The following is a 14,256-nucleotide window of genomic DNA, read 5'->3' on the forward strand; positions in this document are numbered from 1 at the left end:
GTAACTCGGCGCGTCTTCCATTTCCGCCACATCGACCCGAGGTCGATGACGGGATTCGAACCCGCAACATACCGTGTGCTGAAGTAACCGTTGCCTGCGCACCGGGCACCCACCATGAGCTGCGCCTCCCGAGATCAAGTCGGCTGCGGCGTTGGATTCTTTGGAAGAGAAGTAGCCGCCGCCATCGCACCGGGAGGTGCGTGACGTTGTGATCTCACTGTAGGAGGCGCAACTCGGGAGGGGCGACCGAATTAATCACCCGCGCTTCTGGCGCTTCCAGGGCCCGGTGATGGCGAGCAGGATTCCCGGGGTCTGGATGTTGGCGAACAGCGTCCTGCCGTCGGGCGAGAAGGTGACGCCGGCGAACTCGCTGAATTCCGGCTCCTCTTCGGTGCCGACGTTCAGGTCGTTGCGGGCGATGGGGTAGGTGCGGCCGCGGTCCGTCGCGCCGAAGAGGTGCGAGACGCCTTCGCCGTCCTCGGCGAGGACGAGGCCGCCGTACGGGGAGACGGTGATGTTGTCGGGGCCGTCGAAGGCGCCGTCCTTGGAGGGGTCCGGGTTCACGCCGAGGAGGACCTTCAGTGTCAGGGTGCGACGCTTGGGGTCGTAGAACCAGACCTGGCCGTCGTGCTGGACGGGGCTCTCCGCGCGGGCGTAGGAGGAGACGACGTAGGCGCCGCCGTCGGCCCACCACATGCCCTCCAGCTTGCGGGCGCGGGTGATGTCACCGGCGGCGAACTGCTTGCGCACGGCGACGGTCTTGCCGTCACGGTCGGGTACGTCGACCCAGTCGACGCCGTACACCGTGCCGATCTTCGTGGCGCGGGACAGGTCGTCGACGAACGTGCCGCCCGAGTCGTAGCACCTGGGCGCCTGGAGGACACCGGCGTCGTCGGCGAGGGTGCGGAACTTCCCGCGGCCGTGCTCGAAGCCCTGGGGCGGGGTCCAGCGGAAGAGCAGACCGTTGGGGCTCGCGGCGTCCTCGGTGAGGTAGGCGTGGCCGCGCCTGGGGTCGATGACGACGGCCTCGTGGTCGTAACGGCCGAAGAACTTCAGGGGCTTGGGGTTCTTGTTGGCGCGCCGGTCGATCGGGTCGACCTCGAAGACGTAGCCGTGGTCCTTGGTCATGCCGTTGGTGCCGGCCCGGTCGGAGTTCTCCTCGCAGGTGAGCCAGGTGCCCCAAGGGGTGCTGCCGCCCGCGCAGTTGGTGGAGGTGCCGGCGATGCCGACCCATTCGGCGACCCGACCGTCGGGGCGGACCTCGACGACCGTGCAGCCGCCGGACGCGGCCGGGTCGTAGACCAGGCCCTCGGCGAGCGGCACGGGGTGCGGCCAGTTGGCGCGCGGGCCCTTCAGCTCGTGGTTGTTGACGAGGAGGGTGGTGCCGCGCGGGCCGTCGAAGGTGGCCGTGCCGTCGTGGTTGGACGGCGTGAACTCGCCCGACTCCAGCTTGGTCTTCCCGCTGTAGGTGAGGATCCGGTAGGTGAACCCGGCGGGCAGCGCGAGGATGCCCTTCGGGTCGGGGAGCAGCGGTCCGTAACCGACACCGCCGTGGATGTCCGCCGCCCCCTGCGTGCTCTCGGTCTCCGTGGACGCGAGGGCGTTCGGAGCGGTGGCGAGGGCGCCGACGCTGCCCGCCAGCGCTACACCGGCACCGGTGATCGCGGATGATCTGGCGAAGTCCCTGCGGGTGAGCGACATGGTGTCTCCTGTGCGGTGGGTGTGCCGTGGAGGGTGGCGGACCTCGGTCCGCGTCACCGTCCCGCCCATGCCTGAACGCCGGTTGAACACCGGGCGACGTCACCGGGCCCTGTTGCGTGAATGCGTGCACACCGCCCCAGGAGACCTCGAAGGGACCTCGCGGTCCCCCAAAGCCTGCGCCGGCTCAACCCCCTTGCTGCGACCGCGCCTTGAACGCCGCCTTCCGTGCCTGCTTCGCGATCCTCTTGTCCGGGTGCAGCCGCCCCATCGCCTCCAGCACATCCGCCGTCGCCGGGTGGTCGACCCGCCAGGCGGCCGTGAAGAACCCGCTGTGCTGCTGGGCCAGGCCCTCCACGAGGCCCCTGAGCTCGTCGGAGTTGCCCTCGGCCGCGAGCTGGGCGGCGAGGGTGTCGACGGTCAGCCAGAACACCAGCTCCTCGGACGGTGCCGGTACGTCGTCGGCGCCGCGTTCGGCCAGCCAGACCCGCGCCAGTCCGCCGAGCTCGGGGTCGTCGAGCACTTCGCGCAGGGCGGGCTCGGCCTCGTTGCCGACCAGGGACAGAGCCTGCTGGCAGCGCAGCCGCCGCAGCGGCGCCCCGGTGTCCAGTCCCCGCGCCGCCGCCAGCAACTCCCGTGCCGCGGCGAGGGATTCGCGGCGGGCCAGCCACTGCTCGGTCTCGGCCTGGGCGGCCGTCGGCGGGAAGCCGGCCGTGCCGTCGAGCAGCGCGTCGGCGCCCTTGTCCGCGAGGTCGCCGACCGCGGGCGCCTCGAACCCGGCCTCCAGGAGCCGCGCCCTGAGGCCGTACAGGCCGAGCGGGGTCAGCCGGACCATGCCGTAGCGGGAGACGTCGGTGTCGTCGACCGGCGACGAGGGCTCCTCGTCGGTGTCGGCCATCAGCGCCTCGTCGACGGGCCGGTACGCCACGAGCCCCACCGGCTCCAGCAGCCGGAACTGGTCGTCGAGCCGCATCATCGCGTCGGAGACCTGCTCCAGCATGTCGTTGGTGGGCTCGCTCATGTCGCTGGGGACGATCATCGAGGCGGCCAGCGCGGGCAGCGGCACGGGGGCCTCGCCGGGCCCGTCCTCGCCGGCGGTGAGGAGGTAGAGGTTGCCGAGCACGCCGTCCAGGAACTCGGCCTCGGCCTCCGGGTCCCAGTCCAGGGAGGAGAAGTCGATCTCGCCGACGCCTTCTTCGGGGCTCATCGCGCCGACCAGGTCGTCCAGGTCCGGCACGCTCGCGTCGGCGAGCACGGTCTCCAGCGCGGCCAGCCACACGCCGAGCACGTCGTGCGGGGCGCCCCCGGTGAGCAGGGCCAGGTCCTGGCCGGCGGCGACGGTGCCGGCCTCCTCGTCGACGACCTCGACGAGCCCGGTGTCGACGGCGACCCGCCAGGCCTCGCTCGCGTACGCCGCCGCGTCGTCCCCGCTCAGTCCGAGAGCCTCGGCCGCCGCGGGCAACTGCTCGTCGACGAGCCCTCCCCCGGCGTCGATCCGCGTCTCGGGCCCGGCCCAGCGGGCGAGCCGCGCGGCCCGTGACAGCAGGGGCGTGGACAGGGCGTCTCGCGCCAGCTCCGCTTCGGGGTGCAGGCGCACCGGTGGCAGGGGGGAGCTGTCTGACATCGGCTCGTTCTCCTAGGGGCGTGTCGTACCACTCGGCCGCTCAGCCTAGACCGCTTTCCACCCATGCCACCCGGTTCATCTCCCGGTCAGGGGCAGTACATGGCCGAAACCTTGACAAGTGGCGTGACCAGGCACGAGATTGACGCGCGTAGAAACCAGGTGGACATCTGTTCACGCTACTTTCTACGCGCGTCGCCACCGCCCCACAGGTCGCGGCTCCCACCGTTCCACGCACCACCCTCGTCCCGGCGCCCATGTACGTCCCCGGAGGGATCCCGTTGCCGAGCAAGTCTTCCGCGCGCCTCGCCGCGCTCACCGTCGCCGCCGTCTGTTCCGCGGCCTCCACCGTCGTGCTCACCTCGCCCGCGCACGCGGCGGCCGTGAGCATCCATGACATCCAGGGCACGACCCGGATATCCCCGTACGCCGGCAAGACGGTCACGGACGTGGCCGGAATCGTCACCGGCGTGCGCACCTACGGCTCCTCCAGAGGCTTCTGGATCCAGGACCCGAACCCGGACGCGGACCCCGCCACCAGCGAGGGCGTCTTCGTCTTCACCAGCTCGGCCCCGAAGGTCGCGGTCGGCGACGCGGTGACCGTGTCCGGCACGATCTCGGAGTTCGTCCCGGGCGGCACGTCCTCCGGCAACCAGGCGCTGACCGAGATCGTCCGCCCGACGGTGACCGTCGTCTCCAGCGGCAACGCGGTCCCGGCCGCCACCGTCGTCGACGCCAGGTCGGTGCCGAGCGCCTACAGCCCGGCCGGTGACGCCGCCGCGGGCGGCTCGGTCAACGGCCTGACGCTGCAGCCGAGGAAGTACGCCCTGGACTACTACGAGTCCCTGGAGGGCATGAACGTCCAGGTCGCCGACGTCCGCGTGGTCGGTGCCACCGACCCGTTCACCGAGCTGTGGGTCACGGTGAAGCCGCGCGAGAACAGCAACCGCCGCGGCGGCACGGTCTACGGCTCCTACGAGTCGCAGAACACCGGCCGGCTCCAGATCCAGTCCCTGGGCGCGACCGCCGACTTCCCGAAGGCGAACGTCGGCGACGTCCTCACCGGCAGCACGGCGGGCCCGCTGGACTACAACCAGTTCGGCGGCTACACGCTCGTCGCGGGCCGGATCGGCACGCTGAAGAGCGCCGGTCTCGCGCGGGAGACCACTCAGAAGCAGAAGAACGGCGAGCTCGCGGTCGCGACGTACAACGTCGAGAACCTCGACCCGACCGACGCCACCTTCGAGGAGCACGCCTCCGCGATCGTGAACAACCTGAAGTCGCCCGACATCGTGTCCCTGGAGGAGATCCAGGACAACAACGGCGCGAAGAACGACGGCACGGTCGCCGCCGACCAGACGGTGACCAAGCTGATCGACGCGATCGTCGCGGCGGGCGGCCCGACGTACGACTGGCGCTCGATCGACCCGGTGAACAACACCGACGGCGGCGAGCCGGGCGGCAACATCCGCCAGGTGTTCCTGTTCAACCCGGAGCGGGTCTCCTTCACCGACCGCGCGGGCGGCGACGCCACGACCGCCGTCGGGGTCACCAAGGAGAAGGGGAAGGCCGCGCTGACGGTCTCGCCGGGCCGCATCGACCCGACGAACACCGCCTGGACCAGCAGCCGCAAGCCGCTGGCCGGCGAGTTCGTCTTCCGTGGCCGGACGGTCTTCGTGATCGCCAACCACTTCAACTCCAAGGGCGGCGACCAGGGGCTGACCGCGCAGTACCAGCCGCCGGCGCGCAGCTCGGAGACCCAGCGTGCCCTGCAGGCGACCGCGGTGAACGCGTTCGTCAAGGACATCCTGGCCACCCAGAAGAACGCGGACGTCATCACCCTCGGTGACATCAACGACTTCGAGTTCTCCGGCACCGCCGAGATCCTGGAGAGCGACGACGCCCTCTGGTCGGCGATCAAGTCGCTGCCGAAGAGCGAGCGTTACTCGTACGTCTACCAGGGCAACGCCCAGGTCCTCGACCAGATCCTGGTCAGCCCGTCGATCCGGCGTTCCTGCGACTTCGAGTACGACAGCGTGCACATCAACTCGGAGTTCAACGACCAGATCAGCGACCACGACCCGCAGGTGCTGCGGTTCAAGCCGTAGCCGCCGACCGGTCGTAGTGCTCAGGGCTGGCTGAACACGCCGTTCAGCCAGCCCTTCCAGGCGGCCTCGTCCGCCTCCGCGTCGGCACCGGCCGCGAAGTCGTGGACGCTGATCCCGACCGGGTAGCTCCAGTGGTTGCGCCCGAAGAAGCGGATCAGGGCGTCCTCGGTGCGCAGCCCGATGAAGTACGGGTTGCGGAAGTCCAGTACGGCGTCCAGCAGTTGACCCTCGGGGCCGCGAGCCCGGACGCGCGCGCCCTCGGCCGTGTCGTCCGCGAGGCCGAGCGCCCGGCCGACGGCAGCGAGGGCGTCCGGTGTCTTGGACGCCTCGGGACCGTCGAAGGTGGTGAAGGCGGCCGTGCGGGGCGCGAAGTGGAGCAGGTACTGGCGCAGGGTCGCCATGTAGAAGTCGGTGTGCTTGGCGGCGCCGTCGTACTGGTTGTCCCAGTCGTCGACGAAGATCCCGCTGTGCACGTACCGCACCCAGGCGCGGCGCCCGTCGTCCCGCGGTTCGATCGTGTAGTCGAGCTGGTTGAGGGTCTGTTCGGAGATGCCCTCGACGTCCTCGACACGGTTGGTGTAACGGTGCGGCGGGTCCCAGGCGGTGACCTTGGACCCGAAGGGTCCCTTGCCGCCCTCGCGCGGCTCGGGGGCCTCCATCGGCCACAGCCAGCCGTCGGTCCCGGCGGTGACGGCCTCCCACACCTGCTCCGGCGAGGCGTCGACCTCGAACTCGCGGGCGATCTCGAATTCCTTGGACATGGTGGGCTCCTGAGTACTACTGGTCCAGTTCTGCGGCGGGCTGGGCGTCGCCCGTGGGCTTGAGCGTGGGGTGGACGGCGACGACGATCCGGTGATCACGGCCGTCCTCGGTGTCGGGGGCGTCGTATTTGCGGATCAGCGCGGTCACCCCCGCCGTCAGCTCCTGGATGAACGCGGCCCGGTCGGCGGCCGAGGCGAAGCGCACCTCGCCGTCCAGTGCGTACGTCGCCAGCCGCTTGCGGGCTTTGGCCGCGCCGGTGATCAGCGAGCCGACGTCACTCACGAGCCGGGCGCCGAGCGCGAGCAGCCAGCGGGCGGAGAGCTGGTCACGGAAGCGGTCCGGATCCGGCTGCACTGCGGCGAGCGCGAGCGGTGAGATGACGTACGACGCGGCGGTCGCCCGCATCAGCCGCTCGGTGACGTTGCCCTTGCGGCGCTCGCCCGCCAGCTCGACCAGGCCGTGCCGCTCCAGCGCCTTGAGGTGGTAGTTCACCTTCTGCCTCGGCAGCCCGACCTGGCCGGCCAGCATGGTGGCCGACGCGGGGCCGGCCGCCAGTTCGGCGAGCAGCCGGGACCTTATGGGGTCCAGGGAGGCGGCGGCGGCCTCGGGGTCCTCGATCACGGTCACGTCCAGCATGGATCAACCATCTCACCGAACACTTTTTTTGTCCAGACGATTCTAGTGTTCGGTCGTGAGGTCGCCTCCGGCCGCCTTAGGCCGCCTTCGGACGTCACTCGGGCACGAGGCCGAGGGCGTGGCGGTAACGCGTGCCCGTGAAGCCCTTCACGCCGGGGTACGTCCGCACCCGCTCCCACTCCTCGTCGACGGGCACGGCGATCGCCCTGTCGTACGCCTCCGCGGTCTCCCATTCCGCGTAGTTGAGGACGTGGGTGCCGTCGGTGGCCAAGTGGAAGTGGGCGGCGATCAGGCCGTGGTGGGCGCCCGGGGCGGGGGCGGTCCGCAGCAGGAGGTCGACCCAGTCGCCGCGCCGGTCGGCCGCGCCGGGCTCGAAGTCGATCCGCACGGTCACGATCAGACCCGGCACACGGTGGTCGCAGGCGGCCCGCTCTTCGCTGCGGTAGTACCGGTACCGGTCGAGTCCGACGCGCTCGATGCCCGGTACGGCGGTGTCGATCTCGTCGTTGCGTTCCTGGCGGTGGGTCTTGACGAAGGCCTCGTAGGCCTGCTCGCCCGCCCACTGCGAGTGGTGCATCAGCGTCTCGCCGTCGTGCCCGGTGTAGACGTGGTAGGCGAGCAGGTCGGCCGCGGGCCAGGGCCTGCGCTCCCAGGTCTGCGCGATCACCTCGACGGCCTGCCGCTGCCGCTCGGGGGTGCCGACCCGCCAGGTGCTGAAGAGGGCGGCACCGACGCCGGGATGCGTGGGGTCGGGGTGGGTGCCGGTACGGCGGGTCATGGTGGCCTCCGTCGATGGGTACGGGATGCGTGCACCGACCACCCTTCAACCTCAACCAAGATTCAGGTCAAGTACCCGATTCGCGCGGGGAATTCGGGAGACCCGCCTGGTCATGGACGAGAAGGCCCGGAGGGCCGAGATGGTGGAGAAGGCCGGGACGGCCGAGACGACGGGGACGGCCGGGACGACGGGGACGGCCGGGACGACGAAGACGGCCACGACGACCGGACCGGCGGACACGACGACCGAGCCTGGGGACACGACCGACACGGCGAAGACGGACAGCCCTACCAAGTTGCCCGCGCGGTCGTGGCGGGCGGTGGTGTGGCGCACACTGAAGGAGTTGCTGGACGACGAACTGGCCGACCGGGCGGCCGCGTTGACGTACTACGGCGTCCTGTCGCTCTTCCCGGCACTGCTGGTGATGGTCTCCCTGCTCGGTGTGGTGGGACAACGCGCGACGGACAAGATCCTCGACAACATCGGCGACCTCGCCCCCGGGCCCGCCCGGGACATCCTGCGGGACGCGGTGGCCCAACTCGGCGACAGCGGCGGCACCGGCAGCGTCCTGGCCGTGCTCGGCCTGCTCTTCGCCCTGTGGTCGGCGTCCGGGTACGTCGCCGCGTTCATCCGTACGTCCAACGCGGTGTACGACCTGCCGGAGGGACGCCCGGTGTGGAAGCTGACGCCGCTCAGGCTGGGGCTGACCGTGGTGCTGATGCTGATGCTGGCCGTGAGCGCGCTGATCGTGGTGTTCACGGGTCCGCTGGCCGAGCGGGCCGGCACGACGATCGGGCTCGGTGACGAGGTGATCGCGGTGTGGGGTGTCGCGAAGTGGCCGGTACTGCTGCTGCTGGTGATCCTGATGATCGCCCTGCTGTACTGGGCCGCCCCCAACGTCCGCGGCCGGGGCTTCCGTTGGATCTCCCCCGGCAGCGTCCTCGCCACCCTGATCTGGCTGGCCGCGTCCGCCGGATTCGCCCTCTACGCGGCCAACTTCGGTTCCTACAACAAGACGTACGGCACTCTCGCGGGCGCCATCGTCTTCCTCGTGTGGCTCTGGCTGACCAACATGGCGATTCTCCTCGGCCTCGAGTTCGACGCGGAACTCGCACGCGAGCGGGCGATCACGGCAGGCCGCCCGCCGACGGAGGAGCCGTACGTGGAACCGAGGGACACCCGCAAGTGGCCGGCGAGGCTGAGGGCTGCGCGGGGCAGGTAGTACGGCGCCGGCGACCTTGGGCGCGAGTCTTGTGCCACCCGGCGTCGACGCGGCCTGCCGGGGCTCCGCCCCCAGACCCCCGAACCTGTGCCCACCCACCACCCGTCTCGGTCACTCAAAAGGTGCCGACACCCCCTCCGCCATCCCACGGATACCCGACGTCATCCCCCACCCGGCCCCACGCCGCCCCGGGCACCCGCCGCGCCTACGGTCCTGGGCCCGACCGCCATCGTCCTGGCGGCCGTCTCCCTGTGGCGTGGCACGACCCGCAAGGGCCGCGCCACGCCCACCCACGCCGTTCACCGTCATCCCGCGGGCAGTCGTGCCGCTGGGGCGGCACGGGTGGGCGCGGGCGGCGCCCCGACAGCGCCGGGCTGCGCGACCCGCCCCGCACCGCGGTGCCCCTGAGCGCCGGCTTGCGCGACCCAGCCCCCGGGCACCCGCAAGCACCGCGCTGCGCGACCACCTCCGGCCCCCGCCCACCCCGTCACCCCGCGGGCAGTCGTGCCGCTGAGGCGGCACGGGTGGGCGCGGACGGTACCCCGCAAACGCCGGGCTGCGCGACCCACTCCGCGGCACCTCGTAAGCGCCGGGCTACGGACCCACCCCGTGGTCCCACCCCACACACCGCTTCGGCCCAGGTCGGCCGATGAAGCCAACCTGGGCCGAAGATCGTCAGCCCCTTCTCAGCGCCCCGCGTGTTCTCAGCGCCCCGCGCGCCGGCGCCGCAGCACCTCCACCGCGATCACCGCACCCACCGCCGCCACCCCGATGAACAGCACCGGTCGCGGATGCCGGGCCCCGGCCTGCACGGCGGTGCGGACCGGAACGGGCATGGTGTGTTCGACGGCGTGACCGGCACGGGTCGCCCTGGACTGGACGGTGTGGCCCGCCTGAGTCGCCTTGTCCTGGACCGTGTGCCCCGCCCGGGCCGCCTTGTCCTGGACCGTGTGCCCCGCCTGGCCCGCCCGGTCCTGGACCGCGTGGCCGGCCATCGCCGCGCTGCTGCGGAGCTGTACCGTCATCGCGCCCGCCTTGTCCCGCAGGTCGGCGGCCCGGGCGCGGGCGCGGCCCTTGACGTCGACCTTGCCGGCCAGCTCCTCGACCGTGTCGCCCAGCTCGCTGCGGGTGCGTTCGATCTGTTGGCGGAGCTCGTCGGGCCCCTTGGCGCCGCCCGCCCCGTGTCCGTGTGCTGCCTTGTCCGTCATCGGTGCGCCCTTTCCCTGATCTCCTCGACGTCGGCCCTGACGCTGCCGAGCGCTTCCTCGGGCGTGGGTGGTGTGGCGCGGCGCAGCTGGGCGCGGCCGGTCGCCGCGAGCAGGCCCGCGAGTGCGAACAGGACGGCCGTCACGATGAGCGCCGCCGCCCAGAGGGGCAGGACCAGCGAGAGCGCGACGGCGGCTGTGGCGGCCAGGGCGAGGAAGCCGGCGTAGCCGACGGCGCCCGCGGCACCGAGCAGTCCGCCGCCGCGTCCGGCGCGACGGCCCTTCTCCGCGAGCTCCTCCTTGGCGAGGGCCACTTCCTGTCGTACGAGCCGGGAGACCTGCTCGGTGGCCTGTCCGACGAGGTCGCCCACCGAATGGTGTTCGTCATGTACCGGCCTGGGTGCCGTGGTCCCGGTCACGGTTCCGCCTCCTCTCGGTATCGGAACCCCCGGGTACCCTGACCGGCCCCCGCTACCCCTGCGGGCCGCCTCCGGGACCGCGCTCGCCGAGCCGGGCCAGCTGGCTCTGGAACCAGTCGAGCCGGGCCTGCAACAGGGCTGCCTCCGCGACGAGTTCGGGCACTCCGAGCCCTCCGGAGGCATCCGGCGCCGACGCCTCCCCCGCCACCCGCAGCCCTTCCCCGGCCACCACCCGCAGCCCGTCGGCGGCCAGCCGGGCGAAACCGGCCAACGAGACGGACGTACGACCGCGCAGACATCCCGCGCAGGAGGCAGCCAGCGCACGCCACCCCGGTCTGCCCCAGCCGGCGTCGGCCAGCGCCGCCGCGACCGTGCCGCAGGCGCACGGGCCGACGGTCGCCGTGCGGACGCGCTGACGGGCGTACCGGAAGCCGCGCTCGAAGCGGATGTACCGGCCGAGGACGGAGATCTCGAGCAGGACGGCCGTACGGTGCTCGGCCGTGCACAGCAGCGCCTCGGCCGTCGTACGGTCGTGCACGCAGTGGAAGCCGCAGTCGCAGCGACGGTGCGGTGCCCGGTGCCGCAGGCCGTAGACGCAGGACGCGTCGTCCAGGACTCCGTACGGCAGCGCGCCGCCCAGCGACACCCCGGTGAACCCGGCCCGGACGCCGTCGTGGGACAGCACCGGGTGGGCGATCTTGTATCCGGTCGGCGGCTCCGTCGGGCGTTCCTCGGGGAGCCGCAGCCTCATCGGGCGGCCGGGACCTCTTCGGGTGCCTTCAGTTCCTTGATCTCCTCGGGAAGGTCGAGTTCTTCCTCGTGGACCTGCGGCCGCTCTTCCGCGACTCCGGTGGCGAGTGCCTTGCCGAGCTTCATGACGCCTCCCATGACCAGGTGTCGATGACCGTCCTGCCATGGTGACCCATGAGGGCCGACTTGGACATAGGGCCTGCCGGCTGCGCGGCGACAGACCAACATGTCAGAACCTCTTATCGATACCTGGTAGAAAATTTAAGTGGAGCTTCACTGTGGGCAGGCCGAGACTGTCCCCATGACGACATCTCGCCCCTTCGGCCGCGCCCTGTGCGCCATGATCACGCCCTTCACCGACGCGGGCGCGCTGGACCTCGACGGCGCGCAGCGGCTGGCCGACCGGCTCGTGGCGGCGGGCTGTGACGGGCTCGTCCTGTCCGGTACGACGGGCGAGTCGCCGACCACGACGGACGCGGAGAAGGCCGCACTGGTCACGGCCGTACGGGAGGCGGTGGGTGAGCGGGCGTCGATCGTGGCGGGCGTGGGCACCTTCGACACCCGGCACACCGTCGAACTGGCCCTGGCGGCCGAAAAGGCGGGTGCGGACGCCCTGTTGGTGGTCAGCCCCTACTACAGCAGACCGCCGCAGGACGCTCTGGAGGCGCACTTCCGGGAGGTCGCGGACGCCTCCGGGCTGCCGCTCGTGCTGTACGACATCCCGGGGCGCACCGGCACCCGGATCGAGCCGGACACCATGATCCGCCTCGCCGAGCATCCCCGGATCGTCGCGGTCAAGGACTGCTCCTACGACTTCCTCGGCGCCCAGAAGGTCATGGACCGCACGGAGTTGGCGTACTACGCGGGCTGCGACGAGCACAACCTCGCCCTGTACGCGGTGGGCGCGGCCGGGTACATCAGCACGGTCGCCAATGTCGTTCCGGCCCGGCTCCGTGCGGTCCTCGACGCGTTCGAGGCGGGCGACACCCCCGTGTCCGCCCGCCTCCAACAACGGGCCACGCCGCTGATCGAGTCGATGATGTCGGCGGGCCTGCCCGGCGCGGTCACCGCCAAGGCCCTCCTCAACGCGCTCGACCTGCCGGCGGGCCCGGTCCGCGCACCGCTGCGACCCGCCGACCGGGACACGGTCGACGGGCTGCTGGCGGCGTACGAACGGTTCATGGCCGCCTGATCAGCGTTCGGCGAAGACGGGCTCCCAGCGCCCGGCGTCCCCGTCGTTGCCCTTGCGGAAGTCGCTGAGCGGTACGACCTTGTCGCTGCCGATGGTGACCAGCACGAGCCGCTGGTGGAACTCGTTCTTGCCGCCCTTGGCGATGTCCCAGGCGATGAGCGACGTGTTGCCCACCCAGGCGAGCAGCTGCTGCCCGTGCACCTCGGTCTTCGTGCCGGTCGCGGCGTCGAGGACCCAGGAGGAGGTCTTCCACTTCTGACCCGCGAAGTCACCGGCGACAAGCCTGCCGTCGGGCGACTTGCCGGCGTCGACGTACCACTCCAGGTACTTGTCGTTCGCCGGCACGGGGACCTCCTTGCCCGACAGGTCGTAGAACTGTTTGCCGATGTCCCCCATGGGGTTTCCGGCCCAGACGTGCCTGCCGTCGCCGCTGAGGGCGAAGTCCTGGCGGGAGTTGAGGAAGCCTCCCCCCATGGGATCGTCCGAGTCGCTCTCGAGCTTCACCTCGCTCCAGGAGCCCTTGCCGGACGCCACGTCGATGACGTGGAAGCCGGTGCGGCTCGCCGGCTGCTTCTGGTCCCAGCCCTCGGATCCCTCCATCTTGACCCGCAGGTCGGGGTTGTCGCCGTAGCTCGTCGCGACCAGCTTGCCGCCGTCGCGCGAGAACGCGAGCCCGCCGACCGGGTGGTCGACCGGGATCCACCGCGCGACCTCACCGGTGGTCAGGTCGAGCAGGCCGATCCGCGAGGCGGGCAGGTCCCGCTCCAGGACGGCGGCGGTCTTCATGCCGGGGGCGACGGCCAACCAGGACCACTTCGTGGTCTTCTCGTACCTGCCGCTCTTCTGGTCGAGCAGCCAGTAGGTGCGCTCGTAGACAGCGGTGTCGGCCGTCTTCCTGACGGTCTTCGGGACGAAGTACGCGGCCATGCCGGTGTTCCCGGCCGCGATCAGCTCGCGCGGCGGCGACTGGTCCGGATGGGCGTTGACCTCGGTCTTCGGTACGACGTCCGCGGGGCGTACGTCGGTGCCCCGGCCCGAGTCCAGCATCGGCACGGCCACCGCGACGGCGACCACGGCGACCGTGACGGCGGCCATGCCCGCGATCCTGCGGCTGCGCCGGCGCCGGCGGACCGCCAGCACCCGGTCGGCGAACCCCGGCCGCGTCAGGGGCTGTTCGGCGGCCTGCTCCCGCAAGGCGTCCCGCACGAGTTCCTCGACGTTCACGGACGCACCTCCACGGATGAGTAGTCACGGGACGGCTGCCACTCGGCGCCGGCCGGGCCCAGGGCGGCCAGTTCGGGCGCCAGCGAGCGCAGCCGGGCCAGGGAGCGGTGGGTGGTGGACCGTACGGTGCCGACGGTGCAGCCGAGGAGCCGGGCCACGTCGGCCTCGGGCAGGTCCTCGAAGTAGCGCAGCACGAGCACGGTCCGCTGGCGTGCGGTGAGCCGGGCCAGCGCCTCGCGCATCACGACACGCAGTTCGGCCGCGGCCGCCGTGTCGGCGCCCGCCGTGCCCGCCTCGGGCGGCTCGGCGACGCTGAGCTCCCGTCTGCGCCACTTCAGCCGCCAGCGGCTGACCTGCTGGCGGTACAGGATCCGCCGTACGTAGGCCTCGGGCTCGTCGATCCGCTGCCACTTGCCCGCCGCCTTGACCAGGGCGTTCTGCAGCAGGTCCTCACCGGCGTGCTGGTCTCCCCCGCAGAGCAGCACGGCCGTCCTCAACAGCGCCGACGACCGGTTGTCCACGAACTCCCGGAAGCTCTCCAGCCCTTCGGCATTCATCGTCACCTTCTCTCCCCCGGCGGCACCCGTGCCCCGCCCCTGCTCCTGGTGACGCTCGCGACCGCCCGCCGCTATGCCACCGGT

Annotated in this window: 14 protein-coding genes; 3 read left to right on the forward strand and 11 right to left on the reverse strand. The window is 71.5% G+C overall.

Annotated elements, in window-relative coordinates; translation table 11 throughout:
• Positions 1-255 precede the first annotated feature (255 nt).
• Positions 256-1,701, reverse strand: coding sequence for an alkaline phosphatase PhoX (locus ACFWWR_RS21225; RefSeq protein WP_383865148.1), 1,446 nt, complete (start codon positions 1,699-1,701; stop codon positions 256-258).
• A 184-nt stretch (positions 1,702-1,885) separates the two neighbouring features.
• The gene (locus ACFWWR_RS21230; RefSeq protein WP_383865146.1) at positions 1,886-3,322 is read right to left on the reverse strand and encodes a hypothetical protein; all 1,437 of its coding nucleotides are present in this window, start codon (positions 3,320-3,322) and stop codon (positions 1,886-1,888) included.
• Between the two features lie 278 nt (positions 3,323-3,600).
• Here ACFWWR_RS21230 and ACFWWR_RS21235 point away from each other — a divergent pair, with 278 nt between their 5' ends.
• Positions 3,601-5,427, forward strand: coding sequence for an endonuclease/exonuclease/phosphatase family protein (locus tag ACFWWR_RS21235; protein WP_383865144.1), 1,827 nt, complete (start codon positions 3,601-3,603; stop codon positions 5,425-5,427).
• A gap of 20 nt (positions 5,428-5,447) precedes the next feature.
• Here ACFWWR_RS21235 and ACFWWR_RS21240 read toward each other — a convergent pair whose 3' ends face one another.
• From ACFWWR_RS21240 to ACFWWR_RS21250, 3 genes are all read right to left on the reverse strand, one after another.
• On the reverse strand, positions 5,448-6,188 hold the full coding sequence (locus ACFWWR_RS21240) for an SRPBCC domain-containing protein (RefSeq protein ID WP_383865142.1): 741 nt from the start codon (positions 6,186-6,188) through the stop codon (positions 5,448-5,450).
• 16 nt (positions 6,189-6,204) lie between these two features.
• Positions 6,205-6,825, reverse strand: a complete 621-nt coding sequence (locus ACFWWR_RS21245; protein WP_384304758.1) for an ArsR/SmtB family transcription factor — start codon at positions 6,823-6,825, stop codon at positions 6,205-6,207.
• Between the two features lie 94 nt (positions 6,826-6,919).
• Positions 6,920-7,603, reverse strand: a complete 684-nt coding sequence (locus tag ACFWWR_RS21250) for a hypothetical protein (protein ID WP_384304761.1) — start codon at positions 7,601-7,603, stop codon at positions 6,920-6,922.
• Between the two features lie 112 nt (positions 7,604-7,715).
• Here ACFWWR_RS21250 and ACFWWR_RS21255 point away from each other — a divergent pair, with 112 nt between their 5' ends.
• Entirely contained in the window at positions 7,716-8,825 is a 1,110-nt protein-coding gene (locus ACFWWR_RS21255) for a YihY/virulence factor BrkB family protein (protein WP_383865136.1), read from the forward strand.
• 704 nt (positions 8,826-9,529) lie between these two features.
• Here ACFWWR_RS21255 and ACFWWR_RS21260 read toward each other — a convergent pair.
• From ACFWWR_RS21260 to ACFWWR_RS21275, 4 genes are read right to left on the reverse strand one after another with little or no spacing between them, the layout of a single operon-like run.
• Positions 9,530-10,033, reverse strand: a complete 504-nt coding sequence (locus tag ACFWWR_RS21260) for a DUF3618 domain-containing protein (protein WP_384304764.1) — start codon at positions 10,031-10,033, stop codon at positions 9,530-9,532.
• Entirely contained in the window at positions 10,030-10,449 is a 420-nt protein-coding gene (locus tag ACFWWR_RS21265; protein WP_383865133.1) for a phage holin family protein, read from the reverse strand. The genes ACFWWR_RS21260 and ACFWWR_RS21265 overlap by 4 nt, the downstream gene beginning before the upstream one ends.
• Positions 10,450-10,501: 52 nt before the next feature.
• The gene (locus ACFWWR_RS21270; protein ID WP_383865131.1) at positions 10,502-11,200 is read right to left on the reverse strand and encodes a hypothetical protein; all 699 of its coding nucleotides are present in this window, start codon (positions 11,198-11,200) and stop codon (positions 10,502-10,504) included.
• On the reverse strand, positions 11,197-11,325 hold the full coding sequence (locus ACFWWR_RS21275; RefSeq protein WP_302185402.1) for a hypothetical protein: 129 nt from the start codon (positions 11,323-11,325) through the stop codon (positions 11,197-11,199). The genes ACFWWR_RS21270 and ACFWWR_RS21275 overlap by 4 nt, the downstream gene beginning before the upstream one ends.
• Before the next feature lie 175 nt (positions 11,326-11,500).
• Here ACFWWR_RS21275 and dapA point away from each other — a divergent pair, with 175 nt between their 5' ends.
• Positions 11,501-12,391, forward strand: a complete 891-nt coding sequence (gene dapA, locus ACFWWR_RS21280) for a 4-hydroxy-tetrahydrodipicolinate synthase (protein ID WP_383865128.1) — start codon at positions 11,501-11,503, stop codon at positions 12,389-12,391.
• Here dapA and ACFWWR_RS21285 read toward each other — a convergent pair whose 3' ends face one another.
• On the reverse strand, positions 12,392-13,615 hold the full coding sequence (locus ACFWWR_RS21285; protein WP_384304766.1) for a WD40 repeat domain-containing protein: 1,224 nt from the start codon (positions 13,613-13,615) through the stop codon (positions 12,392-12,394).
• Positions 13,612-14,172 carry a SigE family RNA polymerase sigma factor gene (locus ACFWWR_RS21290; protein WP_383865306.1) on the reverse strand — a complete coding sequence of 187 codons (561 nt, stop codon included), beginning with the start codon at positions 14,170-14,172 and terminating at the stop codon, positions 13,612-13,614. Before ACFWWR_RS21290 ends, ACFWWR_RS21285 begins: the two co-directional genes overlap by 4 nt.
• Positions 14,173-14,256: the final 84 nt, after the last annotated feature.

Origin of the sequence: Streptomyces sp. NPDC058678 (assembly GCF_042714835.1) — a bacterium.
GTDB lineage: Bacteria > Actinomycetota > Actinomycetes > Streptomycetales > Streptomycetaceae > Streptomyces.